This window comes from Arthrobacter sp. CJ23 (genome assembly GCF_024741795.1).
Lineage (GTDB): Bacteria > Actinomycetota > Actinomycetes > Actinomycetales > Micrococcaceae > Arthrobacter.
Genome location: NZ_CP102950.1, coordinates 3,465,160 through 3,491,295, shown reverse-complemented (window position 1 = coordinate 3,491,295; position 26,136 = coordinate 3,465,160). Strand labels below are relative to the sequence as shown.

The window sequence follows — 26,136 nt, the reverse complement described above, 5'->3', positions numbered from 1 at the left end:
CTGCGTTTCTGGACGTTACCCGGCCGTCCCGATGCGCAGGGTCAGCGTGCGGGCCTCCGGGCGGAGCATGAAGTCCGGCCAGACGTCCGGGCCGCACGCCCGCGAGCCCAGGCCGTGTTGGGCAGCGTCCAGGTACAGGTAACTGTGCTTGCTCGGAGGCAGCTCGTGGGGATGGGCCGCGGCGCTGACCTCCTGTGCCGTGTGGCGGGCCAGCGTGAACCCGGGCCGGCGGCCGCGGGCATCCGGCACGGTGTCGATCCGCAGCCACGGAGCACCCGCGTTGTCCAGCTCGAGCGAACGCACTGCGCTGCGGTGCCCGCTCTCCTGTGGCTTTGCATACGGCACCGTGAGGTCCCCGATTGCTGCCGAATACCGCCCGATCATTGCTGCGTGCATGCTGTCCGGATACGATTCCCGGGGCCCGGCGCCAAACCAGCTGGCGCGGTCAACGGATCCGGGCAAGTCGAACCTGACGCCGAGGCGCGGCCAGACCATGTCCCATCCGGCGCTGGGAATCATGTCCAGGCGCAGCCACAGATCGCCGTCCATCAGTTGCCACTGCTCGTCCACCGTCACCGATTCCGCCCGGTCGGCCGCGGCGTACCGCGTCCGGACCAGGACACCTTCGGCGTCCGCCGAGACCGTCTCCACGCGGGCAGTTAGCCGGTCGAGCCCTGCCTGGCGCCACATCGCGGCCGACGCCGCGCCGTCGTTGTCGGTGGGTGCGCGCCAGAGTTCCAGGCGGGGGCCGGCCACTGACACGCCGCCGAGCGACACCAGCCGGCCATCCTCGAAGACCGCTGCTCCGAGGGTCACCGTTCCGGCGGCCAAGGAACCGGCGGCCGCCCCGGCTTCGACACGGCCGGAAGCCACTGGCCGTGGCCCGCGAACCGCCGGTGCAGGTACCGAGAGATCCAGCTGGGCGGACGAGATGACGTGCCCGGCCGGAGCCCAGCCGGTGTGCTTGCGGAGCACCACTTCAACGGTGAGCCAATGCTCCCCGCTGCCCGGGGCAGCGAACGCCGGCAGCTCCAGCCGCGCGGATTCGCCTGCGGCCAGGGCCTTGCCGGAGGCGCCGGAGACCGCCAGTTCGCCAGATTCGCTGCGGACACCGTCCACCTCGGTCCGCCAGCGAAGCACGACGTCGGACGCGTCCGCTGAGTGCCGCAGATTGGCGACGGAGACGAATCGCCGGGCACCGCCGTCGGACGCTTCTGTTTCGAAGCCCAAGCGGAGGGGGGCCACGATCTGCTTGTATTCAAAGAGCCCTGGGCTCGGCGTCGAATCGGAGAGGACCATGCCGTCCATGACGAAGTTGCCGTCGTGGACCACCTCGCCAAAGTCGCCGCCATAGGCAAAGAACTCGGTTCCGTCCTCCGTGTGGGTGCGGATGCCGTGATCGCGCCATTCCCAGACGAAGCCGCCGTGCAGCCGCGGGTAGCGGTCCACGAGGTCCTCGTACTGGTCGATGGCACCCGGGCCGTTGCCCATCGCATGCACGTACTCGCACAGGATGAACGGCTTGCTCCGCTGGCGTGCCGACTCGGCGGCGGAGCAGCCGAGCAGCAGCGAGCCGGAATCGTCCCGTCCGATGGCCTCGGTCTCGGGCACCGAGGAGTACATCCGCGAATAGACGTCCGTGTAGGCGCCGGTGTAGTCGCCTTCGTAGTGGACCGGACGGCTGCTGTCCCGGGCATGGGCCCACGCGGCCATGGCTGCGAGGTTGGCGCCCGTGCCGGCCTCGTTGCCAAGCGACCACATGACGATGGACGGGTGGTTCTTGTCGCGTTCGATGGTGCGCTCGATGCGGTCCACGAAGGCGTCGCGCCAGGCGGGATCGTCGCTGGGATTGCCAACCCAGTTCCGGGCATGGAAGCCGTGCGTTTCGAGGTCGCATTCCAGGATCACCCAGAAGCCCATTTCGTCGGCCAGGTCCAGCAGCCGCGGGTGCGGCGGGTAGTGGCTGGTGCGGATCGCGTTGACGTTGAACCGCTTCATGAGGGCCAGATCTGCGCGGGCAAACTCTTCGTCGAAGACGCGGCCCCGGTCGGGATGGGTCTCGTGCCGGTTCATGCCGTGGAACACCACACGCCGTCCGTTGATCAGGAAGCGGTCGCCCACGATTTCCACCGTGCGGAAGCCCAGGCGGAGGGAGATCGTCTCGGCGGCGCTGCTCACCGTTGCGTCATACAGCCGGGGGATCTCGGCGGACCACGGTTCGACGGCGGCGATCACCACCGGGGCGACGTCCGCGGCCGAGTTCCACGTGACGTCCACGCCCAGTTCCGGAACCGAGAGCGTCACGGGGAAGGCGCCGCCGCCGGCTGTGATTTCCGGCTCGATCCTGCCGGTGCCGGAATCACCGGAGCCGCTGAACGAAGTACGCAACCAGACGTCGTCGACGCCGCCTGCCGGCCGCGCCTGCAGCGTCACGTCGCGGAAGATGCCCGGCAGCCACCACTGGTCCTGGTCTTCGACGTAGCTCGACGCCGACCACTGGTGCACGCGCACCGCCAGCACATTTGCTCCAGGGCGCACGGCATCAGTGACGTCGAACTCCTGGGCCAGCCGGCTTCCGGTGCCGACGCCGATCGGAACGCCGTTGAGCCACACTTTGTAACGCGATTCGACGCCGTCGAACCGCAGCAGGATCCGCTCGGCAGCGGTCCATGATTCCGGCAGTTCGAAGCTGCGCCGGTAGTCGCCGGTGGGGTTCTCATCGGGGACGTGGGGTGCATCCGTGGGGAACGGGAACTGGACGTTCGTGTAGATCGGCCGCCCGTAGTGCCCATCGCCTTCCAGCACCCAATGGGCCGGAACGGGGATCTCGTCCCAGGACGAGTCGTCGAAAGCCTCTTCGGCGATGCCCTCCACGGCTTCGCCGGCGGGCAGGACGCCGCGGCCACCGGGGGTGCCGGGCGCGCCGGGCAGGAGCCGGAAGCGCCACATGCCGTTGAGTGACTGCGTGGGGGCATCGCTGTGCAGCCAGGAACGGGCGGCGCTCCGCCTGCCCGAGCCCGGTCCGCGGCTGGTGATGTAGGACGCATCGGCGGAGTCTGCCGGGGATGGGGTCATGTTGTGACGGCTCCTTCTATGGAACGGGGGGCTCCGGGTGTGACAACGCTAACATAAAATTCGAGTAAGAACTCTGGTTTCAAAGAAATGGGCTCTGCCCGCCTGTACACTGGCTTGCCATGACCACAAAGGACGCGGGCCGCACCGGGCGGAGGGGGCCGTACGCAAAATCCGAGGAACGGCGACGCACCATCCTTGACGCCGCGCACGCAGTGTTTGCCGCCCGGGGATACCGGGGCGGGTCCCTGCAGGATGTCGCCGACCGCGCCGGAATGAGCCAGACCAGCCTGCTGCACTACTTCCCCTCGAAGAGCGATCTCCTGATGGCCGTCCTGCAATGGCGCGACGAAGTCAGCGGCCGGGCGAACCCTGCCGAAGCGGAGGAATCATTCGTGGACGCGGTGATCCGCACGGCGCTCTACAACGAGGACATCCCCGGCGTCATCGAGCTCTACACCGTGTTGTGCGCGGAATCCGTCACGGACGGCCATCCGGGCCGGGCCTACTTCACTGAACGGTTCGAACGCCTGCGGCGGAGCTACGCGCGCCGCTTCGCCGAGTTGGCCGAGGCAGGCAGGCTGCGCCCCGGTGTCGATCCCGGGCAGGCGGCAACGTCCCTGGTTGCTCTGTGGGACGGCATCCAGACCCAGTGGTTGCTCGCGCCGGACACGGTGGACGTGGCGCAGTGCCTGCGTAGCTACTTCGAGCTGGTTATCCTGCCCGCGGAAAGCTAAGCCGCGCAGCTCGACGGGGCGCGGCTACCCCCTGAAAGCCGGAATTCCCGTGATGTGCTGCCCCAGGATCAGGGTGTGGACCTCGTCGGTGCCCTCGTAGGTGCGCACCGATTCCAGATTGTTGGCGTGGCGCAGGGGCGAGTAGTCCAAGGTCATGCCGTTGCCGCCCAGGATGGTGCGGGCTTCGCGGGCGATCTTGATGGCCTCGCGGACGTTGTTCAGCTTGCCCATGGAGATCTGTTGCGGCTGCAGGTGTCCGGCGTCCTTGAGCCGTCCCAAATGGAGTGCCAGCATGGTCCCTTTCTGGATTTCCAGGAGCATGTTCACCAGCTTCTCCTGGGTCAGCTGGTAACCGGCCAGCGGCTTGCCGAACTGCAGGCGCGTCCCTGCGTACTCAAGTGCAGCCTCGTAGGAATCCCGGGCGGCCCCCATGGCGCCCCAGGCGATGCCGTACCGCGCTTCGTTCAGGCAGGAGAACGGGCCGCGGAGCCCCTGCGCGCCCGGGAGGAGGGCGTCCGCCCCCAGCACCACGCCGTCGAACACTACATCGCACTGGATGGAGGCACGCATGGAGAGCTTCGGCTCGATGGGAGTGGCGGTGACGCCCGGCGTTCCGGCGGGGACCAGGAAGCCGCGGATGCCGTCCTCGGTGTTCGCCCACACCACCATGACGTCGGCGATCGAGGCCAGCCCGATCCAGCGCTTGGCGCCGTCCAGGACCCAGCCGGCGTCCTCGCCCGAGCCGTCGCGGCGGGCAAAGGTGGTCATCGACGACGGGTCCGAACCCGCCGTCGGCTCCGTCAGTGCGAAGCAGCCGATCAGCTCGCCGGCGGCCATCCGCGGCAGCCACTGTTCCTTCTGCGCCTCGGAGCCCCACTTGTGGATGGCCGTCATGGCCAGGGAGCCCTGAACCGAGACGAAGGTGCGGATGCCGGAGTCGCCGGCCTCCAGTTCCATGGCGGCCAGGCCGTATTCGACGGCGGAACGGCCGGGGCAGCCGTAGCCCTCCAGGTGCATGCCGAGCACGCCGAGTTCGCCGAGCTCGGGGACGATCCCGCGCGGGAAGACGGCGTCCTCGTACCAGCGGGCGATGTTGGGGCGGATCCGCTGCCGGGTGAAATCGCCCACCCGTTCCCGGAGCGCCAGTTCCTCCTCACTCAGGAGGGAATCGAGGGCAAGGAAATCCGAGGGATTCGTCGTTGAATGGCTCATGCCAGCATCCTACGGCCGTAGCCCGTGTGGCCGTCCAAGCCGCCCGTTTGGCCGCTTAAGTAGTATGTATTCGGGGGCCGGACCGTTCCCCGCTGCAACATCCGGAATATTGGGGGATACGGAATGGCACTGCCTGACGTCGATTTACGCGCCACGGCGGATGCCGCGGCACCGCGCACGGCCACATCAAAAACCGCTGCGCTTCTCCGCTGGCTGCCGCTGGCCGCCGTCGCCTGGCCACTGTGGATGCTGCTTGCCGACTGGGGCAAGCAGGGGATCGACTTCAGCGTGTACTGGTTCGGCGGGAGCATCCTGAACGACGCCGGTGCCTCGCCGTCGGATCTCTACGGCCCCAGCGTTGACTGGGCCGGCGGACCGAACCTCCCGTTCACTTACCCGCCCTTTGCAGCGCTCATCTTCGGCCTGCTGGCCCGCTTGCCCCAGCCCGTGGCACTGATGCTGTTCAATGTGGCCGGAGTGGCTGTGGCAGCCTGGGTCGGCGTCACCATCGTGCGGTACTGGGAGTCGAAGTCGAGCCTGCGCGGTGCCCTTGCATCGGCCCGGAACTGCTGGATTGCTGCCGCGCTGTTCCTTGCTGCCCTGTTCCTGGGGCCCTGGCGCGAAACGCTGGCGTTCGGCCAGATCAACATCCTGCTGATGGGCCTGATGGCCGCCGACTTGCTGGCGCGCAGTCCGCGCTGGCAGCGGGGCATCCCCGGCAGCGGCTTCCTGGTGGGCATTGCCGCCGGGATCAAGCTGACGCCCCTGGTCTTCGGCCTGTACTTCCTCATGCGCAAGGACTGGCGCGGGCTCGCGAACATGTCCATCGGCTTCGCTGGAACGGTTCTGCTGGGCTGGCTTCTCCGGCCGCTCGAATCGTTCCAGTTCTGGCTGGAGATCCTGCCGGATACGTCCCGGATCGGCGGGGCCGGGTATGTTGACAACCTTTCGATCAAGGGTGCGCTGCTGCACTTCGGCGTCCCGCAGGACGCCGTGACGCTTCCGTGGCTGGCATTGAGCCTCGCCGTCGTGGTCCTGGCCGCTGTCCTGATCCGTGCGGCGAGCGCCCAGGGCGCACGTGTCGTGGCGATGTCCGCCGCGGCGCTGGCCATGCTGCTCATCAGCCCTGTGTCCTGGTCCCACCACTGGGTGTGGATGGCCGCCGTGCTGCCGGCGTTCGCCTGGACGCTCCGGGAAACGCCGCGCCGCTACCGGGCCGGCAGGCTCACCATGGCCGCGGTCCTGTTCGTGTCCACGGTGGTGTTCTTCTTTTCGCCCAAGACGATCGGCACTGCACTGGGTGCCGCCGAGCTGAACGTCCAGACCCCGGGGCTGTGGATCATGGCCTCCAGCGCCGGCGTGTTCTGCGCCCTGGCGATCATGGCGTGCTGGCTTATTGCCCTGCGGCGGGGTGCACTGCCTGCTTCTGCGTGAAGTAGCCGCGCGTTGCCGGGGCGAAGCGGCACACCACGGCCAGGACCACGCCCAGGGCCAGCAGCACCACGCCGCTCACGAAGGCACCGCCGATGCCGGCGATCTGGGTGTCGCCGTATTCCGGGTCCCACATCTGCACGGCCGAGATGAAGAATGCCGCCGTCAGCAGCAGGGCACCCAGGAACGGCAGGATGCCGCGGAACCAGAGGTTGCGGGCGGAGTCGCGCAGTGTGCCGCGGAAGTACCAGGCACAGGCGAAGCCGGTAAGCGCGTAATAGAAGGCGATGAACAGGCTGATGGCGCTGATGGAATCGGACAGCAGGTTCTCGCTGAGGAAGCTCATGGCCACGTAATAGGCCGCGGCGGCCACGCCCATGACCTGGGTGGAGAAGCCGGGGGTCTGGTAGCGCTGGTGCACCTTGCCGAAACGGGCCGGCAGGGCGCCGTGCACGCCCATGGAAAGAGTGCCGCGGGCCGTGGGCAGGATGGTGGTCTGCGTGGAGGACAGCACGGAGGCCAGGACGGCCACCACGATCAGCCAGCCCCAGGGGCCCAGCACCACGTCCTTCATGGCCAGGAACACGTCGGCCTGGTTGGCCTCGTTGCCCAGGCCGATCCCTTCGGTGCCCACGTTGGCGTACATCATCACCAGCAGCGCGACGGAAACATAGATGGCCACCAGCACGAAGGCCGAGATCACGGCACCGCGGCCAGGGGTCTTGGCCGGGTTCTCCGTTTCCTCGTTGAGGGCCAGGCAGGTGTCCCAGCCCCAGTAGATGAACAGGGCCAGGAGCACGCCGTGCACCACGGCGCCAGGATCGGCAAAGGCCCCCGCAGGGTTGAACCATTCAAGGGCGAAGGCCTGGCCGCCCGCCGCTCCGCCCGTGGCGATCGCCACGATGACCGCAACGCCGAAGATGCCCAGCGAAATGTACTGGATATACGTCAGGGTGCGCTGCACGTGCTCGCCGAGGCGGATGCCGCGGTGGTTCACGTAGGTCATGAAGGCGATGAAGACGACGCCGGTGCCCGTCACCAGCCAGGTGTTCCCGGCCAGGGAACCGTCGCCGATCAGCAGCCAGAGGTACTGCCCGGCCACCTGGGCCAGGTTGGCGAGGACCACGATGCCGGCCAGCGCCACGCCCCAGCCGCCCAGCCAGCCCGCCCACGGGCCGAAGGCCCGCCGCGCCCACGTGAAGGTGGTGCCGCAGTCCGGCATGGCGCTGTTGAGCTCGCGGAAGGCGTAGGCGATGAACAGCACGGGGATGAAGCCCAGCAGCAGGATCAGCGGCGTGTAGTTGCCGTTGACCGCCACGATCAGGCCGAGGGTGGCGGCCAGCGAGTAGACCGGCGCAGTGGACGCCAGCCCCAGCATGACGGAGTCGCCAAGGTCCAGGATGCCGGCGTGCAGGCCCTTGGAAGGGACCGCACCGGCCCCGGGGCCGCCTGCCGGCGTCGACGTTTCTGTGCTCATAGCGCGGCTCCGTTGTTGGCGGCAGAGGTGGTGGCGCCGTGCGGCGCGGGGGCATCGATGGTGTTGGGGACGAAGCGGCAGAAGTAGTCCGTGACGGGGCCGTCCGATTCCCGGATGCCGCAGCCCACGGATTCGCCGTCTACCACCCACAGCCCCAGGACCGGCCGGTTGCCGTCGAAGTCCGGGAGTGCGTGGAACTGCTGGTAGCACCAGCCCTCGCGGCCGTAGTCGCCGGGCTGTTCGATCTCGATGCCGGGGGCATGGATGCGGATGTTGTCGCCTTCGCGCCCGTGCAGCGGCTTGGCCACCCATTCCTTGAGCGGCCCGGGGTTGTCCAGGTAGGCCGGCAGCAGGTTCTCGTGGCCGGGGAACAGGTGCCACAGGGCGGCCAGCAGGGCCTTGTTGGACAGCAGCATCTTCCAGGCCGGCTCCACCCAGCGCGGGTTGTGGGCGCGCTCCAGCAGCCGGTGCCCGAACGGCTCCTTCATCATCAGCTCCCACGGGTACAGCTTGAACAGGGTGCTGATCATGAAGTTGTCCAGGTCCACGAAACGGTTCAGGTTCGGGTCCCAGCCGATGTCCGACATGTTGATGCCGATGGTGGTCCAGCCGCCCTGGCTGGCGACATCGCGCATGTACGCGGCGGTCATCCAGTCCTCGCCGGATTCCTCCGCCTCCGAGTGCGCCACGTGCAGGGTGCTCATGCCGGTGCGGTACTGCAGCTTCTTCCACTGCCGAATCAGGGCCTCGTGGATGCCGTTCCACTGGTCCTTCTCCGGGAAGACGTCCTGCAGCCAGAACCACTGCGCCACCGCGGCCTCGATCAGCCCGGTGGGCGTGTCCGCGTTGTACTCAAGCATCTTGGCGGGGCCGCCCCGGCCGTCGTAGACAAAATCGAAGCGGCCGTAGATGTCCGGGTCGCCCGCCTGCAGCGACTCTGCTGCGAGTTCAAGGGCCTGGGGGCCGATGCCGATCCCGCCCATGGCCCCGGTGGCCAGGAACTTGGCGGCCTCCAGGCACATGAGGTGCATGTCCTCGGCGGTCTTCTCGAGGGTTTCCACCTCGTCCATGGTGAATTCGTAGTAGGCGGATTCGTGCCAGTACTCGATCTTCTTGCCGTCCGGCATGGTGGTGGTCGAAAAGACCAGGCCCTGTTCCTCGATCTTCTGCTTCCAGTCCGGGCGCGGCACGGAGGGGTATCGCTGCACGCCTAGCCTCCCGAGCTCTTGCCGCTGCCGCCACTGCCACCGCTGGTTCCGCTCTTGGAGCTGGTGCCGAAACCGCCGCGGCTCACGGTCCCGCCCTTGGTGCTGTACCCGGCGGAGGTCTTGGCCCCTGGCGGCACCGTGGTGGTGTAGCTGGGGTAGCTGGAGCGGTTCTGCCCCACGGCAGGCACGCTGGCGCCGCGGGAGTAGAAGTACCAGGCATAGAGCGCGGAGCTCCGGCCGGCGGAGCTGTTGCAGTTGGTGTCCTCGACGCGCTCGCCGGTTTCGTCGTTGAAACAGACCTGGGCGTAGTCGGCCTCGGCCTCGCTGCTGGCCACGACGGCGGTGATGGTGCCGGCCAGCAGGGCGGTGACGCCGAGGCCCACGACGACGGTGCGCCGCTGCGAGCGCTTCTTGCGCGCCACCGCCTGGGCTGCCTCGTGTTGGCGCTCCTTGGCGAAGGGATCCACGGTGGGGAGGGGCCCGGCCTCGCCCTGCTGGAGGAGTTCGGGGTGGAGCTCGGGCTTGGGCACCTGCCAGGGCGGGGGCTTGGGCTGGCCCTGTGGCTTCCCGGGGTCCTCCGGGCCCGGCGTTGCTGCACCGCCGGGCTGGTGGTTCGCGTTCATCTGCGTCCCCCTGACGTGGATGTGATCTTGACTGTGATGAGGTGCCCGGCCCGCTGCCGGACCGGAATCCTGAAGCAAGCCTAGTCCCTGGGGCCGACACCCGGCACTGGCTGCGGGGCAGGAACGCCGCCCGTCCAGACCGTGCAAAAATGAAGCCATGCCCGCCCCTGACGAGAACAGCCTCCATCTGCAGCTGCCACCCGTCAGTGGCATCGGCCGCGGCCGCGTTGCAGCCGGGCTCGTGCTCGCCGTACTCCTTCCGCCCGCCGTGGAAGTCCTGGTCACCGTGGCCGGCTACCGCAACTTTTCGATGATCATGCTCCTGCAGCTCGCCGTGGCCGTGGCCATCGCCGCGATCGGCGGACTCTGGCCCGCCGTCGTCGCGGCTGTCCTGGGCAGCTTCCTGCTGAACTACTTTTCCGCGGAGCCGGTGGGGTCCCTGTCCATTGCCGACCCCAGTACCCTGTTCACCCTGGTCATCTTCCTTGCCGTGGCCTGCGGGGTGGCGCTCGCCGTGGGGCTCGCCAGCCGCCGCGCCCAGGAAGCCGCGCGGTCCGGGGCGGAGGCCACCGCGCTGAGCGAGCTGTCCTTGCGGATCCTGCGTTCGGACGGCAGCCTGGAGTCCTTCCTGGACAAGGTCCGCGCCAACCTGGGCATGGACGCGGTCACGCTGCTGGCCAGCACGGGCAGCACGCCCGGCGGCATGCAGAGCGGCGGAGGCACCCGCCTGCCGGCCACGCCCGGCTGGCGGGTCCTGGCCACGTCCGGCCCGCAACCGCCGGTGACGCACGCCGCCGCCGACCATGCCGCCGTCGTCGATCCGCAGTACACGCTGCTGCTGCGCGGCGGACCGCTGTCCGCGCAGCACCGCCGCCTGCTGGCCGCGTTCGGCGCCTATGTGGTGGCCGTGCGCGAGCGGCAGCAGCTGGTCAGGAGCCGGCAGGACAATCTGCGGCTCTCCGAGGGCAACAGGATGCGGACCTCCATCCTGCGCGCCGTCTCGCACGATCTCCGCACCCCGCTGGCCGGGATCAAGCTGGCCGTCAGCAGCCTGCGCCAGGAGGACGTGCAGTTCGCGCCGGAGGACGAACGCGAGCTGCTGGCCACCATCGAGAACTACGCGGACCGCCTGGACCATCTGGTGGACAACCTGCTGGACATGTCCCGGCTGACCGCGGACGCCGTGAACCCGCTCCTGGCCGGAATCAGCTGGGCCGAGGTGCTGCCCGAGGCACTGCGCGGCGTGCCGCGGGAGCGGCTGCGCAACGAGCTGCCCGCCAACCTGCCGGCCGTGCAGGCCGACGCCGGCATGCTGGAGCGCGTGGTGGCCAACATCGTGGAGAACGCGGTGAAGTACGCGCCCGGCTCGGACGTCGTCTTGACTGCCCGGACCGGGGCGGGCATCACGCTGGGGGACCGGCCCGCCGGCGAGCTGCGCGTGGTGGACCACGGCCGGGGCGTGGACATCGCCGAAATCCTGGACATGTTCCGCCCTTTCCAGCGGCTCAGCGATTCTGCGGCAGCCACGGGGACCCAGAGCGGCATCGGGCTGGGGCTGGCGGTGGCCAAGGGTTTCAGCGAGGCGATGGGCGGCACCCTGGTGGCGGAGCCGACTCCGGGAGGCGGGCTCACCATGGTGGTGACCCTGCCGCTGTGGACCGGTTACGGGAGCAACGGAAGTGGCATGCAATGACGCTGGTGCTGATCGTCGAGGACGAGGCCCAGATCGCCCGGGCCATGCAGATCAATCTCCATGCCCACGGCTACCAGGCCCTGACAGTGTCCAACGGCGCCGAAGCCCTCCGGGCCGCGGCCCAGCAGCCCGTGGACATCGTGGTCCTGGACCTTGGCCTGCCGGACATGGACGGCGTGGACGTCATCCGGCGCATCCGGGGCTGGAGCAGCATGCCGATCATCGTGCTGTCCGCCCGGCACGCCTCCGAGGACAAGGTGGAAGCGCTCGACGCCGGTGCGGACGACTATGTGACCAAGCCCTTCGGACTCGATGAGCTGCTTGCGCGGCTGCGCGTGGCGTCCCGGCGCGTGGTCCCGGACGATGAGGAGCCCACCTTGGCCACGGCCGACTTCATGGTGGACCTCGCCGGAAAGAAGATCGTCAAGGACGGCGCCGAGGTCCGGCTCACCCCCACCGAGTGGAACATCCTGGAACTGCTGGTCCGCAACAAGGGCAAGCTGGTCAGCCAGCAGCAGATCCTCACCCAGGTGTGGGGCCAGGCCTACGCCAAGGAAACCCAGTACCTCCGCGTGTACATCGCCCAGCTGCGGCGCAAGCTCGAACGGGATCCTGCCGTTCCTCGCCACCTGCACACCGAAGCCGGAATGGGCTACCGTTTCGATCCGTAGACGCGCTGCCGCCGATCCGTAAACTGGTCCCATGGACACCGCCTCATTGATCGCAGTCTGCCGGGTACGCCAGCTCTTGGAAGACGGCGAGAGCCGGGTGGGCGTGACCGCCATCGACAAACAGCCCCTCGAAGGTCCCGTGAAGGTCCACAAGCTGGGCGTCCACGGCGATGTCCAGGCGGACAGGGTCAATCACGGCGGCGAGGACCAGGCCCTGTACGCCTACTCGCAGGACGATGCGGACTACTGGGTGGCGGAGCTCCAGCGTGAGATGCCGCCCGGGATCTTCGGCGAGAACCTGCGTGTCTCCGGCATTGCGACCACGGGCGCCGTGATCGGCGAGCGCTGGAAGATCGGCCTCGACGTGGAAGTGGAAGTGACCTCTCCCCGGGTCCCGTGCAGCACCTTCCAGCGGCGCATGGGGGAGCCCCATTGGGTCAAGCGCTTCACCGAGGCCGGCCGGGTGGGCACGTACCTGCGCGTCGTCAAGACCGGCACCATCAGCGCCGGGGACCACATCCACCGCCTGTTCGTGCCCAAGCACGGGGTGACGGTGGGTGCCTGGTTCAGTGATCCGACGGCGGAAGCCATGCAGATGCTGCTCGACGCCGAGGCCGACGGCGAGATCCGCCTGCAGCCCGAATATTACGACGAGTTCGAGAAGCTCAGGCGCCGCCAGGGCGCCTGAAACACAGGGCCCGCGGTGCTTGTGTGGGCAAGCTCACCGCCGCCGTCGACAGTTCTGTCACCAGGGCGCTAATCTGTGCCCTACAATTGAAACATCCCCCACTCCGGAAATCCCTTTATCCTGCCCAATTTTTGAGGCAGGACTGGTAAGTGTTGGGGCCCGCAAAATGTGTGCGGGCATTTTCATAGGGAGAGCCGGCTAAAGAAAACGCTGTACAGACTGCTGGGATAGCAGCCAAGAGATGCAGCGGGAAGTCCTGCCATGGGATTGCGACAGCGCCGGACTTCTTGCGAGCAGCAGAGCAACATCTGCCCTGCTTCTTGCAACGCGTACTGCGGCCAAGCCCAACCGGGCCGCGCCGACTGCCCTATGGATGAGGAATTCCCCTATGCCCGAAAATCTCAACGATCCCTTCGTCACCGAAAACGCCGAGTCTGCCGTTGTAGCAGAGACCGCCGTCGAGGTCATCGAAGCTGAAGCCCCGGCCGCTGCCGAGGCCCCCGTCGAGACCGCTGCCGCTGAAGCCGCAGCACCCGCCCACACCGACGCTCCTGCCCCGAAGGCGGAAGAAGAGGAAGAAGAAGGCGTCCGCTTCGTCGATCTCGGCATCGACGGCCGCGTTCTGGCCGCCCTGCAGGATGTCGGCTACGAAAAGCCGTCCCCCATCCAGGCAGCCACCATCCCGCTGCTGCTCGAAGGCCGCGACGTGGTTGGCCTGGCCCAGACCGGTACCGGCAAGACTGCAGCCTTCGCTGTTCCGGCCCTGTCCCGCCTTGCCGAACTCCACGACCTCAACGGCCCGTCCCGCAAAACCCAGGCACTGGTCCTGGCTCCGACGCGTGAACTGGCCCTGCAGGTTGCCGAGGCCTTCACCTCCTACGCCAAGCACATCGACGACTTCACGGTCCTGCCCGTCTACGGCGGCTCCGCCTACGGCCCGCAGCTCGCCGGCCTGCGCCGGGGTGCCCAGGTTGTTGTCGGTACCCCGGGCCGCGTGATCGACCACATCGCCAAGGGTTCCCTGGACCTGTCCGAACTCCAGTACCTCGTGCTGGACGAAGCTGACGAAATGCTGCGCATGGGCTTTGCCGATGACGTGGAGCAGATCTTCCAGCAGACCCCGGAGACCCGCCAGGTTGCCCTGTTCTCTGCCACCATGCCGGGCCAGATCCGCCGCATGTCCAAGCAGTACCTGAACGACCCCGCCGAAATCTCCGTGAAGTCCAAGACCTCCACGGGCACCAACATCAAGCAGCGCTACCTGCAGGTCATGGGCCCGCACAAGCTCGATGCCCTGACCCGCATCCTTGAGGTTGAAGAGTTCGACGGCGTCATCGCCTTCGTGCGCACCAAGATGGCCACTGAGGACCTCGCCGACAAGCTGAAGTCCCGCGGCTTCCAGGCTGCCGCCATCAACGGCGACATCCCGCAACAGCAGCGCGAGCGCACTGTTGAGGCGCTCAAGGAAGGCCGCATCGACATCCTGGTGGCCACCGACGTCGCGGCACGCGGCCTTGACGTTGAGCGCATCAGCCACGTGGTCAACTACGACATCCCGCACGACACCGAGTCCTACGTGCACCGCATCGGCCGCACCGGCCGTGCAGGCCGCGCCGGCGATGCCATCCTCTTCATGACCCCGCGTGAGAAGTACCTGCTCCGCGCCATCGAGAAGGCCACCCGCCAGCCGGTGGAGCAGATGCACCTGCCCACCGCCGAGACGGTCAACTCCCTGCGCATGGGCAAGTTCGCCGAGCGCATCACCGAGACCCTTGAGTCCGAGGACGTGGCCCTGTTCCGCGACCTCATCGCCTCCTACGAGGAAGAGCACAAGGTCCCGGCCGCGGAGATCGCAGCCGCACTGGCCGTCATGGCCCAGGGCGGCCAGCCGCTGCTCGTCAAGGAATTGCCGGCCGCGCCGGAATTCCAGAAGCGTGAGCGCTCCAAGGACGGCTTCGGCTCCCGTGGCCCCACCCGTGCGCTGACCGAGGGCAACGCCACCTACCGGATCGCCGTCGGACGCCGCCAGCGCGTCATGCCGGGCTCCATCGTGGGCGCCATTGCCAACGAAGGCGGCATTTCCTCCGCACAGATCGGCGGCATCGACATCCGCTCGGACCACTCCCTCGTGGAGCTCCCGGCAGACCTGAGCCCCGAGCAGCTGCGCGCCCTGTCCCGCACCCGCATCGGCGGCGAGCTGATCCACCTTGAACTGGACAACGGCCGCAAGCCGTCCGGCGACCGCGGTGGCTACTCGGGCGACCGCGGTGGAGACCGTGGGGGTTACTCCGGCGGCAGCCGTGGCGGCGACCGTGGTGGTTACTCCGGTGGCGACCGTGGCGGCAACTTCAAGGGCAACGGCGGCTTCAAGAAGGAATTCCGCAAGTCCGAGGGCGACCGTGGCGGCTACGCCGGCGGCGAGCGCTCCTCTGCCGACCGCGGCGGCCGTTCCTACAGCGACCGCAGCAGCGCCGGCGCCGGCAGCTACGGCGACCGTGACCGCGGTGCCTCCTACGGTGACAGCGACCGCGGCCAGGCCAGCGGTTCGCGCTTCGGCGGCCACGGCGACGGTGCCCGCAAGCCGCGCAGCGGCAGCGAAGGCGGCCACCGCGACTTCAACCGCAAGGGCAAGTGGTAAACAGCCCGGGTAACTGATCTACCCGCTTTTCGGCCAGGGGCCGGCTTTCGAGCCGGCCCCTGGCTGCGTTTAACGGCCGTTCACGGCGCTCCGTGCCATGTGAACGATCCTTGTCATCCATGTGAAATCCTGTCACGCCATGCGACTAATGCCTTGGAACGGCCGGTATGCGGCTTTACGATCAAGGGGCTACGAACGGCGTAGCTGCGGAACAGCACTGGACCGCACGCAGATGGAGGAGGGTAGTCCCATGGGATTCCTCGATGACTTGAAGAAGAACCTCGGGTTCGCCAAGGCCGGGCAAAAGCACACGGACGCACCGGCCGAAGCGCAGCCGGAGGCCCCTGCCGATACCTCCGTGGACGCAGGCGTCGACGCCTCCGCAGACACCGTCGCGGAATCCGACACGGCAGCCGCCGATGCCGCGGCCGCCGAGGCGGCCGAGAAGGCTGCGGCAGATGCTGCAGCGGCCCAGGCGGCCGCTGAGCAGGCCGCAGCGCAGGCAGCGGCCCAGCAGGCGGCGGCGGACGCCGCAGGCCAGCAGGCAGCCGCTGAGCAGGCCGCAGCGGCGCAGGCAGCAGCCGCCCGCGTGACCGAAGTCGTTGTGGAGCCGGGCGATACCCTCAGCGGCATCGCCGTGCAGTTCGGCGTGGACCTCGGCGCGCTCATCGCCGCCAACGCGGACACAGTGCCCAACCCGGACCTCATCTACCCCGGCCAGGTCCTGCGCCTGCCGTAGTTTCCGGCCGGTTCTAGATCAAGGATGCGGCGCCGATGCAAATTGTGTCGGCGCCGCATTTCCCTGCCTGGCGGCCGATTTGTAGCTTCTGAAAACGTCCGGTAGAGTATTTACTCGTTGCCCCCCTAGCTCAGTGGTAGAGCGCGTTCTTGGTAAGAACGAGGTCACCGGATCGATTCCGGTGGGGGGCTCTGAATGAGGGCCTGTGTCAAGGCGGTTTTTGACCGGCTTGACACAGGTTTTTCTCATTCGTGGCGGTGTAGCTCAGTTGGTTAGAGCGCACGACTCATAATCGTGAGGTCGGGAGATCGAGCCTCCCCACCGCTACAGGCTAAGCCCCTGGAATCCCCGAGATTCCGGGGGTTTTTCTGTCTTGGGTGACGGCTCATCTATGAGAGGCGTCTCTTAGATTATCCCAAAAACCCCATATTCTCCGAGGAGTGGCTGTTAAATGGCTGCTCCTGGCGCTGGGCGGGGCTGGTGTGGCTGCGTGAGCCCCTCAGTAGCCCTCTGCGGCCCCCATCGTCCTGGCGCAGCCTGATCCTACTTGTCCTCGCGTGATCGCCCCTAGATCGCCTGGAGCGGCCACTAGGAGGCCATGGTCCCCGGCTGCAGTGCCCGTCGGCCGCGGTTCGAAGTAGAACATTCGTCTGAGAATCGAAAGGTCACCGGATCGACGCCGGTCGGAGCCATCAGCTAGAACCCCGCAGTTCCCAGTTTTTTCAAGGAAGCCTGCGGGGCTTTTCGCTTTCTGGTGGACGGGGCGACTTTGCATCATCAGCTGGGATCAGCCGTGTTCTGGTACAGACCCTTGGTATTCCCTTGGTAGGGAAGCCGACCTCGGCAGCCGGCGGACCGCTGGTCCTCGGCGTCTGAGGCTGACGTCCCTAGCCGGCGGTGAACAGGGCTTTCCGGGAGTTTGGACGGCCGTGTCGTTGTCGAACGGGGAGTTAATCTTGGCGAGCCACGGGCACAGGGGCCGGGTGCCGCGAGGTGACCATGAGGGTTACTCCTTTCTGGCCCTGGCCTTCGCCGAATCTCATTTCCGCCAGTCCCGCGGCGTCGGCATCATTGATCAACGCTGAGGTTTGTTCGGCGTGACCGGTTAGGAAGCTGCCGGCGTCGAAATCGCGCCAGGACTGATCGATGTTTGCGGCTGTCCGTGCAGCGCTGTCATGGACGACTGCCCGGAGGGTGACGCCTATTGCGTGGTGGCTTGTGCCGTTTGACCCTGACCGTGCTGCGTTGCGAATGACCGACCGATGGCCTCAGGCGTTGACGGGTGTGGGGTCAATTCATGGTGGCGGCTTCCGTGGAGCTGCCCGTGGTGACGTCAACCAGGCCGAATTTGATCGCGTGCCGCCGATGTCGAATCCAAAGTAAAGGGTGCCGCGGTCGAAGTAAGGCACTTCATTCGGTTGTCCGTCTCTGGTGCGGTTGATTCATCCAGCGCTGAGTATGCAGCGCTGGATTGCTACGGATGCCGCTCCTCGAGCCCAGAGCATGGGGTCGTCCTCGATAACGCGGACATCGAGTGGTGCCGCTGCCGGAATTCGGCTCTGGCTGATGCCTTCCTGCAGGCGTTTCCACCCGGTTCGGGCTAGCCGGATCCCCTCCCCGGTAATGAGAATGCGTTCGGGCAGGGCGATATTCGCGACAGCCGCGATCAGTGTGCCGAAGGCCCTGGCGGCGTTGCCGACAATCTGGTCAGCCATCGGATTGTTCTCTTCGGCCAGGTCAAGGACTTCGTCGTAGGTAACAGCGCGTCCCAATGCGAGGGACGCGTTCAGCCGGATCGAATCCATCGAGAGCATGGCGTTGGAGCATCCGCGGTGCCCGTCGGGGCAAGCCGGACCGGACGCATCCAACGGGAAGTGCCCCAGTAACCCCAGGCCTGAGTCCCTGCTGGTCACCAGCTTGTCGTGCACAACCAGCCCTCCACCCACGCCGACGCCAATCGTGAGCACCGCGAAATTGCTGACGTCCCGTCCGTCGCCGAACCAGTTCTCTGCCTCGGTGAGGGCCTCCAGATCATTCGAGAGGACGGCCGGCACTCCAAAACGCTGCATGAGAAGGTCAGCGAAGGGAACATCCTTCCATCCGAGAAAAGGTGCCCGGGTAACGTGGCGGTAGTCGGCTACGGAGCCGCCGAGTCCGACGCCAATGCCTGAAACACCACCCCCGGCCGCTTTCATTCGGTCCACCACAACGCCGAGAGCGTCGATGATCTGCCCGGGCCCGTGGTCGGAAACTTCAATTGCAGCGGAGTCCTTGATGTCCGCGCGTAGGTTGGTCCGCACTACGTACGCGTGCGTGCCGGTCAGTTTGATGCCTACAAAGCTCTGGAAATCTGGATTAACGTCGAGGGGCTGGGGCGGCCGTCCACCTAACGCCACCCCCTTCTCGGGAACCTCCAGGAGCAGGCCCATGTCCAGCAATGGCTTGGTGAGGCGGCTGAGGCTGGCGGTCGAGAGCTGGAGCCGCTCCGCCAAGTCTTTGCGGGCAAGGGGCCCGTGCAAAAGCACTTCCATGCCCACCAGGCGGGTCGTCTCCGACAATGGTGCCCACTCTGTTGGGCCTACGACGGTTGTCATGCAGTTCTCACCCTTCTTTGCGTGACTTAGTTTTACAGCAGTATATATGACGGACGCGCCCTCGGCAGGCTCAAGCTAAAAATAAGGGTTGACAACGGAAGCTCGCAGCTGACTTAATGTTGCTACAACGAAAAGTCCCATGGGTCGATGGAGATCCCGCCCGACGGCTAATCCCCGTGGCGGCCACCAGATTTTCCCTCAACAGCCATGACGACGAAGTCGCAGATCGGGAGAGTGTTGACATTGGTAAGAAATTCAATCCGGGCAATCAGTGTGGCGGCAGCGGTCGCCTTTGCCCTTGCAGGCTGTTCGGGAAGCAGTTCTTCCCAGAGCACGGGGAGTGGCGTCGGCGAAGCCGGTGGAAAAATCTCCGGAACGGTCACCTTTTGGCACGCGTACAGCGCGGACTCAGCTGAGCTGAAGACCCTGGATCAGGTGCTCATCCCCAAGTTTGAGAAAGACCATCCGGGTGTGAAGGTGGAATCTGTCCCCATCCCTTACGACAACCTTCATCAGAAGCTCGTCACTGCCGTCGCCGGCGATGCTCTTCCGGACGTGGTCCGCTCGGACATCATTTGGGTGCCTGAACTGGCAGACCTGGGAGCGGTGGCACCTTTGGATCAGGAGATGCCGGACTTCCAGAAGTACGCGGATCAGATGTACAAGGGCCCCCTTGCCACAAACAAATGGAAGGACCACTACTATGGCCTTCCGCTGGACACCAATACCCGCGTCCTGATGTACAACCAGAAGACCCTGTCCGCGGCCGGTATTAATCAGCCGCCGGCAACGTTCGAGGATCTAAAGGAAGCCGCTCCCGCACTGAAGGAAAAGGGCGCCTTTACCTTCGCGGACAGCAACACCCAGGGCTGGAACGTTCTTCCCTGGATCTGGAGTGCCGGCGGTTCGATTACTGACGATGACGCCAAGAAAGCCACAGGACACCTGAACAGCCCTGCGTCCGTCAAGGGCATCCAGTTGCTGGTCGACCTTTACAAGCAAAATGCCATTCCTGAGCTCATCCTTGGAGCCAAGGGCGGAACCCCGACCTCCGACGGGTTGCCGGGTGGCAATTACGCCACCATTCTGGACGGCCCCTGGATGTTCCCCATTTTTGAGAAGCAGTACCCTGACTTTGACTTGAAGACTGCTCCGGTACCAGCAGGCGACGGCGGCAGCGTCTCGGTCGTGGGAGGGGAATCCGTAGTCCTCACACAGTCCTCGGACAACAAGCCCGCAGCGGCGGAATTCATGCGGTTCCTCGTCTCCGAGGAAGCCCAGTTGGAGATGGCCAAGGTCGGCCAGATGCCCGTCCTGAGCAGCCTCTCGGACGAGCTACCCAAGATTCACGAGTACTACGCCCCGTTCGTCAAGCAGATCGAAAACGCTCGTCCCCGCACACCAACCCCCGCCTGGCCGCGGATCGAAGAGGTCCTGCGCACCCAGGTGCAGCTCGCACTGCGCGGTGAACAGAGTGCCCAGCAATCCATGGACCAAGCAGCAGCGGAGATCGACAAGCTGCTGGCCCGATACAACAAGTGATCGGATTAGCCGTGACCTCCACAATGCCCCGGCCCACACGGCAAGCCCCGTCGGCGGCCGCCGGGCGGCCCTCCCCTTCTCGGAGGGCCGCCCGGCGGGGCGCCGCAATAGCCGGATACGCCTTTGTCCTGCCAGGCTTTGCGGTCTACGCACTGGTGATGCTCTACCCTGCTATGCAGGCCCTGCTGATAAGCCTGCGCGATTACAAGATAACTCCGGGAGCGGTCAGCCCCTGGGTGGGGCTGGATAACTACATCAGGGCGGTCCAGGACCCGGTGCTGCAGCAGTCCTTCGTCAACGCAGGGTTCTACATGCTCGCCACCGTGCCGGCACAGATCGTTATCGGTCTCTTCATCGCGGTGCTCCTGGACAGCAAGCTGCCCGGGCGGACACTGTTCCGTGTCCTGTTCTACATCCCGGTCATCACGAGCTGGGTTGTCGTCTCACTCCTGTTCCAGTACCTGTTCTCCTCCGACCGCGGCGTGGTCAATTGGTTCCTGGTCGATTTCACCGGACTGCTTGGCGAGAACGTCAACTGGCTGGGTGAGCGCTGGCCGGCCATGACTGCCATTTCAATTCTCGGCATCTGGAAAGGCGTCGGCTGGTCGATGCTGATCTTCCTGGCCGCTCTGACCGGCGTTCCCCGTGACCTGCACGAAGCTGCTGCCCTCGACGGCGCCGGCGCGTTCCGCCGGTTCCGCTACGTGTCCTTGCCCTTCATCCGCGGAACCATGACCACCGTGATGATTCTCCTGGTGATCGGCGGATTCAACGTCTTCACCTCCGTCCTTCTGATGACCGGCGGCGGCCCGCTGGACCAGACACAGGTGCCGCTGACCTACATGTACCAGCAGGCGTTCACCTTCCTGGACTTCGGCTACGGATCCGCGGTCTCATTCCTGCTCACACTCGTCGTCCTGGCCATTGCAGGGCTGCAGTACTGGGTGACCCAACGAACAGCCAAGGAAGGCACACCATGATCCAGGGAAACGCACGGCAGCGATACACGGCCGGCGCGGTCCGCTACGGGCTGCTGATACTCGGGGCGGCCATCCTGATCCTGCCGTTCATCTACATGCTCTCCACCTCGGCGAAACCGCACACCCTCCTACTGGAATATCCACCCAAGCTCATCCCCGATGAGCCAACAGTCGATAACTATGTCCAGGCCTGGAGCGCCAACAACTTTGGCCTCTACTTTCTCAACTCCACCCTCGTGGCGGTAGCCACGACGTTCTGCACGGTCCTGCTGTCCGCCATGATGGCCTACAGCTTTGCCCGATTCAGGTACCGCGGCAGGAGCGTCCTGTTCGGCGCAGTGATCCTGGGACTGACCATCCCGACGATGCTGCTGATCATCCCGCAGTTCCTGCTCGCCAAGGACCTGGGCCTGCTGAACTCGCTGCCCGGCCTCATTCCCTTCTACGTAGGCACCCAGCTGGCCTTCAGCACATTCCTGCTCCGCGCTTTCTTCGAACGCATCCCACTGGAACTGGATGAGGCGATGATCATCGACGGGGCCGGTCCCTGGCGGAGGTTCTGGAGCCTGGCCCTGCCGCTGGCGAAACCTGCCCTCGCCACCTCCGCGATCTTCACCTTCCTTGGCAGTTGGGACGAGTTTGTATGGGCACTGACCGTCATCAACGACGTGGCTCAACGCACACTGCCGATCGGGCTGGCCCTCTTCCAGGGGCAGCACGCCACGAGCTGGGGACTGGTTTTCGCCGGCTCAGTCATCGCGGTGGTGCCGGTCATCATCGTCTACATCGTTTTCCAACGCCAAATCGTCTCCGGTCTGACCAGCGGCGCCCTCAAATCGTGACCGGTTCCATACTGCCTTGACCTATCAATCCGATCTTGGAGACAGCATCCCCATGCCCATCGCCACGCCCCACCCTGTGCCAGACCTGATTCCCGTACGCAGCCTTTACCTGCCCTCGGAAGAGGTCACCGTCGAATTACGCGGGTGCACCCCAGGCTCAATGCTTCGAACCTGGCATCTCGGCGAACTTCTGAGCGAAGTCACGCCCGCCGACGACGGGGTCCTTTCCCTGGGTCCGCTCCCTTCCGGGGGATACGGCATCGAACTGACCACGAGTACCGGAACCGCGCGTACCGGGGTCCTCGTCACCGACAATCCCCGAAGCCGGCTGCGCTACGGCTTCGTCGCTTCCTACACACCCGACCGGGACATCAACGCCGTGCTGGAAAACGTTCGCCGTCTTCACCTGAACGGCATCCAGTTCTACGACTGGGCCTACCGTCACGCCGACCTGCTCGGCGGGGGAGAGGACTACCGTGACGCACTTGACCAGCCCGTATCCCTTGCCACGGTCCGGAAGCTCATTGAAGAACTCGGCAACACCGGTACGGACGCCATTGGATACGCCGCTGTGTACGCAGTCGGGCCGCAGGAATGGGACCAGTGGAAGCACGCGGCCCTCCTTCAAGCCGACGGCCAGCCGTACGGACTTGGCGACTTCCTCAACATCATCGACCCAGCCGACCCCCAGTGGATCGAACACTTCGCCAAGGAACTGAACAGGTCCGTCGAAGAAGTAGGATTCCACGGCTTCCACCTCGACCAGTACGGCTACCCCCGCCGTGCGGTTCTGCCCGACGGCAAGGAGGTCGACCTGTCCGAGTCCTTCCCGACCGTTATTGACGCTTCCAGACGGGGTGCCCCGGGCGCGCGACTGGTCTTCAACAACGTCAATGATTTCCCCACCTGGGCAACGGCCGCCACGGACCAGGACGCGATATACATTGAAGTCTGGGCGCCCCACACCACGCTGGGTTCCCTGGCGAAGGTCGTCACGCGTGCCCGCGCCGCATCCGCCGAAAAGCCCATTGTTATCGCCGCGTACCAGCACGTCTACGACTCAGCACCGGCAGCCGAGAGCGACACCGCCACCGCCTACACGATGGCCACCCTCTTCTCGCATGGAGCAACCCAGCTCCTAGCCGGAGAAGCAGACAGGATCCTCGTCGACCCCTACTACGTGCGCAACCACAAGACGGCGCCGTCGACGCAGTCCCTCCTGCAGCGATGGTACGACTACCTCGTCGAGCACGATGAACTTCTTCTGAACCCCGCCACCGTCGAGGTCACCGGGGCCTGGGTCGGCGACTACAACGAAGCCCTCGACGTCCACTTCGAGGACACCCCTGTCACGGAAGAACCCACCCCCGGAGCCGTATGGCGCCGCGTGACCGAAATCGACGGCAAACTCGTCCTTCACCTCATCAACCTCGCCGGGCAGGACCACACGCTCTGGGACGCAGCCCGTCCCGCTCCCGCACCCATCGGCTCAGGCACCCTCCGGCTCCGGACCACCGGGAACAGGCTTCCCCGGGTCCGCGTGGCGGACCCCGATCGCTGCGCGCGCCTCACCGACGTGCACGTGACAGCTGACGGCGAATACGCGATCGCGCACCTCCCCGAACCCCACATCTGGCAGACCGTCCTGGTCGAGCCCTAGCACCCGCCCCCAGAAAGAAGGAGTATCACTTTGCGATTCGCCAAACCAAGCCGGCTCGCCGCAGCGGCCTGCGCCCTGGCGGCGGCAAGCCTGGCCCTTGTGCCGGCCGCTCCCGCCGTCGCCAGCGGAGAGGTCGACCTGCTAGACGCCTACACCGACTTCGGCCGATACCAACCCGGGCAGAAGGTCACGGTAACGGCCAAGCTCACCGCCCACACCGCATGGTCCGGTCCCGTCACCTTCACCCTGACCCATCTCGGAGTCCAGGTAGCCACCGGGACCGTTCAGACCCAGGTGCAGGCCGGCGAGGAGAAGACCATCACCTGGGACGTCACGCCGCCAGCCAAAGACTTCAGCGGATACCTGGTTGAGGTCAAAGCCCCGGGCGACGCCACAGCCACCGCGCTGGATGTCTCCAGCGACTGGACCCACTTCCCCCGCATGGGCTACCTCCACGACTACGGGGCCGACGTAAGCGACCAGGAACGCGGGAACGTCGTCACCGAACTGACCCGCAAATACCACCTCAACGCCCTGCAGTTCTACGACTGGATGTGGCGGCACGAAAAGCCAGTCGAACGCAATGCCGACGGAAGCCTTGTCGACAGCTGGACCGCCTGGAACGGTGACGTTATCGCACCCTCCACCGTCAAGTCCTACATCGATGACGCCCACGACAAGAACGTTGCCGCCCTGCCGTACAGCATGAGCTACGCGGCCCTGGAGGGATTCCAGGAGCACGGAGTCAGCCCGGACTGGCGCCTGCAGTACGCCGACAGCGGCAGTGACTGGAAATTCCAGATGATACAGAACCGGCCCGAAACCAACCTGTGGATCATGAACCCGGCCAACCCCGGATGGCAGGACCACATCACCGCCGAATACGTCGACCAGGTCAAGACCATGGGCTTCGATGGCACCCATCTGGACCAATTGGGCAACTGGGGCAAGAACGCGCCCGGCGGAGAAGTCGACGGCGGCATGCAGGACATCAACGGCCAGCGGGTCAACCTTCCTAATGCCTTTGCAGACCTCGTCGGCAAAACCAAGAAGGCGCTGAAGAAGACCGACGGAAAAGTTGTCGGCTTCAACGCCGTGGACGGCTTCGGCGGCGACGCTTTGGCCGCGTCCGAAAGCGACTACCTCTACTCAGAACTGTGGGAAAACCACGAGAGCTATGCCCAGGTCAAGGCCTACCTGAACGGGCAGCGGGAGCTCTCCGGAGGAAAACCCGCCATCATCGCCGCCTACGAGAATTACAACAGCAACACCGGCGACCGCTACGAAGCCGAAAACGCCGCCCTTGCCGGCGGAACCAACACCAACAACAACCACCCCGGCTACACCGGGACCGGTTTCGTGGACGCCTTCGGACAGCCCGGGGACTCCGTCACGTTCACCGTCAACGCCACCGAATCCCGCCGATACGGCCTCGTCCCGGCCTACACCAACGGCACCCCCACCACGGCGACCCGCACCGTCACCGTTGATGGTGTCGTGCTGGGCAAATTCAGGATGCAAAGCACAAACGGCTGGGACGACTACAAGCATGACGCCTCGCTCTTCACCCACCTCGACGCGGGCCAACACACCGTGAAGATCTCCGTGGAGAACGACGACGCAGGCTACATCAACCTGGACAGCCTGACCCTGGGTACCTTCGACACCCCCTCTGTTCAGCTTGCGAACGCGGCAATTGCTGCCAATGGAGCGACCCAGATCGAAATGGGCCAGGACAACCAGAAGCTCGCCGCTCCCTACTTCCTGGATCACTCCAAGCAGATGAGCGTCGAACTCGAAGAATGGATGAACACCTACTACGACGTCATCACCGCCTACGAGAACGTCCTCTACGGGCCGGATCTGAAGCAGGTCGATCCTCAGACGAACCCCGTCACCATCACCGGAAAGCCCACAAGCAACGACGGAACCGCGAACGCCATCTGGACCAACGTCATGCGCAACGGCAACACCGATGTCATCCACCTGATCAACCTCCTGGGAAACAGCGGCACTTGGAGGGAAGGGCCGAAGAGCACCATCCCGACCCAGGCAAACCTTCCCGTCAAGTACTACATCGGGGCCAATGCCGATCCCAGTTCGGTGAAGATCGCAAGCCCTGACCACAACCAGGGAGCCAGTGAAACCCTCCCGTTCGTGATCGGGACCGACGCCGGCGGACGCTACGTCAGCTTCACCGTTCCACAGCTCGATGCCTGGAGCTTCGTCTACCTGGAGCAGAACGGGAAGCCCGGCAAGGACAAGCCAACCAAGCCGCACGCTGGGGCGTCGCTTGAGCCCTACCGGCCGGAAGAATTGCTCCAGTAAC

Annotated in this window: 18 protein-coding genes and 2 tRNA genes; 14 read left to right on the top strand and 6 right to left on the bottom strand. The window is 65.8% G+C overall.

Annotation, left to right across the window (positions count from 1 at the left end):
• Positions 1 to 15: 15 nt before the first annotated feature.
• Positions 16 to 3,075, bottom strand: a complete 3,060-nt coding sequence (locus NVV90_RS15690) for a glycoside hydrolase family 2 TIM barrel-domain containing protein (RefSeq protein ID WP_258438177.1) — start codon at positions 3,073 to 3,075, stop codon at positions 16 to 18.
• A 119-nt stretch (positions 3,076 to 3,194) separates the two neighbouring features.
• On the opposite strand from NVV90_RS15690, the gene NVV90_RS15685 reads away from it, so the two are divergent.
• Positions 3,195 to 3,809, top strand: coding sequence for a TetR/AcrR family transcriptional regulator (locus NVV90_RS15685; RefSeq protein WP_258438176.1), 615 nt, complete (start codon positions 3,195 to 3,197; stop codon positions 3,807 to 3,809).
• A 24-nt stretch (positions 3,810 to 3,833) separates the two neighbouring features.
• On the opposite strand, the gene NVV90_RS15680 is transcribed toward NVV90_RS15685, so the two are convergent.
• Complete coding sequence (locus tag NVV90_RS15680) at positions 3,834 to 5,021, bottom strand: acyl-CoA dehydrogenase family protein (protein ID WP_258438175.1); 1,188 nt, start codon at positions 5,019 to 5,021, stop codon at positions 3,834 to 3,836.
• A 123-nt stretch (positions 5,022 to 5,144) separates the two neighbouring features.
• On the opposite strand from NVV90_RS15680, the gene NVV90_RS15675 reads away from it, so the two are divergent.
• Positions 5,145 to 6,455 carry a glycosyltransferase 87 family protein gene (locus tag NVV90_RS15675; RefSeq protein WP_258438174.1) on the top strand — a complete coding sequence of 437 codons (1,311 nt, stop codon included), beginning with the start codon at positions 5,145 to 5,147 and terminating at the stop codon, positions 6,453 to 6,455.
• Here NVV90_RS15675 and NVV90_RS15670 read toward each other — a convergent pair.
• The 3 genes from NVV90_RS15670 to NVV90_RS15660 are packed head-to-tail and all read right to left on the bottom strand — an operon-like array spanning position 6,415 to position 9,760.
• Complete coding sequence (locus NVV90_RS15670) at positions 6,415 to 7,929, bottom strand: APC family permease (RefSeq protein ID WP_258438173.1); 1,515 nt, start codon at positions 7,927 to 7,929, stop codon at positions 6,415 to 6,417. The two genes, NVV90_RS15675 and NVV90_RS15670, sit on opposite strands and share 41 nt — an antisense overlap.
• Entirely contained in the window at positions 7,926 to 9,137 is a 1,212-nt protein-coding gene (locus NVV90_RS15665; RefSeq protein ID WP_258438172.1) for a glutathionylspermidine synthase family protein, read from the bottom strand. Before NVV90_RS15665 ends, NVV90_RS15670 begins: the two co-directional genes overlap by 4 nt.
• A gap of 2 nt (positions 9,138 to 9,139) precedes the next feature.
• On the bottom strand, positions 9,140 to 9,760 hold the full coding sequence (locus tag NVV90_RS15660) for a Tat pathway signal protein (protein ID WP_258438171.1): 621 nt from the start codon (positions 9,758 to 9,760) through the stop codon (positions 9,140 to 9,142).
• Positions 9,761 to 9,917: 157 nt separating this feature from the next.
• On the opposite strand from NVV90_RS15660, the gene NVV90_RS15655 reads away from it, so the two are divergent.
• The 7 genes from NVV90_RS15655 to NVV90_RS15625 all read left to right on the top strand — a co-directional run bounded on the left by NVV90_RS15655 (position 9,918) and on the right by NVV90_RS15625 (position 16,516).
• Positions 9,918 to 11,453 (top strand): ATP-binding protein, encoded by a 1,536-nt coding sequence (locus NVV90_RS15655; protein WP_258438170.1) that lies wholly within the window; start codon positions 9,918 to 9,920, stop codon positions 11,451 to 11,453.
• On the top strand, positions 11,450 to 12,124 hold the full coding sequence (locus NVV90_RS15650) for a response regulator (protein WP_258438169.1): 675 nt from the start codon (positions 11,450 to 11,452) through the stop codon (positions 12,122 to 12,124). Before NVV90_RS15655 ends, NVV90_RS15650 begins: the two co-directional genes overlap by 4 nt.
• 31 nt (positions 12,125 to 12,155) lie before the next feature.
• The gene (locus NVV90_RS15645) at positions 12,156 to 12,812 is read left to right on the top strand and encodes an MOSC domain-containing protein (RefSeq protein ID WP_258438168.1); all 657 of its coding nucleotides are present in this window, start codon (positions 12,156 to 12,158) and stop codon (positions 12,810 to 12,812) included.
• 388 nt (positions 12,813 to 13,200) lie between these two features.
• The gene (locus NVV90_RS15640; protein ID WP_258438167.1) at positions 13,201 to 15,450 is read left to right on the top strand and encodes a DEAD/DEAH box helicase; all 2,250 of its coding nucleotides are present in this window, start codon (positions 13,201 to 13,203) and stop codon (positions 15,448 to 15,450) included.
• Between the two features lie 250 nt (positions 15,451 to 15,700).
• Positions 15,701 to 16,189: a LysM domain-containing protein gene (locus NVV90_RS15635; protein WP_258438166.1), complete on the top strand. Its 489-nt coding sequence runs from the start codon at positions 15,701 to 15,703 to the stop codon at positions 16,187 to 16,189.
• A 119-nt stretch (positions 16,190 to 16,308) separates the two neighbouring features.
• A tRNA-Thr gene (locus NVV90_RS15630) sits at positions 16,309 to 16,380 on the top strand.
• 62 nt (positions 16,381 to 16,442) lie between these two features.
• Positions 16,443 to 16,516, top strand: a tRNA-Met gene (locus tag NVV90_RS15625).
• A gap of 1,115 nt (positions 16,517 to 17,631) precedes the next feature.
• Here NVV90_RS15625 and NVV90_RS15620 read toward each other — a convergent pair.
• Positions 17,632 to 18,747 carry an ROK family transcriptional regulator gene (locus tag NVV90_RS15620; RefSeq protein ID WP_258438165.1) on the bottom strand — a complete coding sequence of 372 codons (1,116 nt, stop codon included), beginning with the start codon at positions 18,745 to 18,747 and terminating at the stop codon, positions 17,632 to 17,634.
• Between the two features lie 243 nt (positions 18,748 to 18,990).
• On the opposite strand from NVV90_RS15620, the gene NVV90_RS15615 reads away from it, so the two are divergent.
• The 5 genes from NVV90_RS15615 (at position 18,991) to NVV90_RS15595 (ending at position 26,135) form a co-directional block, all read left to right on the top strand.
• Complete coding sequence (locus tag NVV90_RS15615; RefSeq protein ID WP_258438164.1) at positions 18,991 to 20,325, top strand: extracellular solute-binding protein; 1,335 nt, start codon at positions 18,991 to 18,993, stop codon at positions 20,323 to 20,325.
• A 158-nt stretch (positions 20,326 to 20,483) separates the two neighbouring features.
• A complete protein-coding gene (locus NVV90_RS15610) occupies positions 20,484 to 21,305 on the top strand; it encodes a carbohydrate ABC transporter permease (protein WP_258438163.1) in 822 nt (273 codons plus the stop codon).
• A complete protein-coding gene (locus NVV90_RS15605; RefSeq protein WP_258438162.1) occupies positions 21,302 to 22,147 on the top strand; it encodes a carbohydrate ABC transporter permease in 846 nt (281 codons plus the stop codon). Before NVV90_RS15610 ends, NVV90_RS15605 begins: the two co-directional genes overlap by 4 nt.
• Positions 22,148 to 22,307: 160 nt before the next feature.
• Positions 22,308 to 23,807: a glycoside hydrolase family 66 protein gene (locus tag NVV90_RS15600; RefSeq protein ID WP_258438161.1), complete on the top strand. Its 1,500-nt coding sequence runs from the start codon at positions 22,308 to 22,310 to the stop codon at positions 23,805 to 23,807.
• Between the two features lie 30 nt (positions 23,808 to 23,837).
• Positions 23,838 to 26,135, top strand: a complete 2,298-nt coding sequence (locus NVV90_RS15595) for a glycoside hydrolase family 66 protein (protein ID WP_258438160.1) — start codon at positions 23,838 to 23,840, stop codon at positions 26,133 to 26,135.
• Position 26,136: the final 1 nt, after the last annotated feature.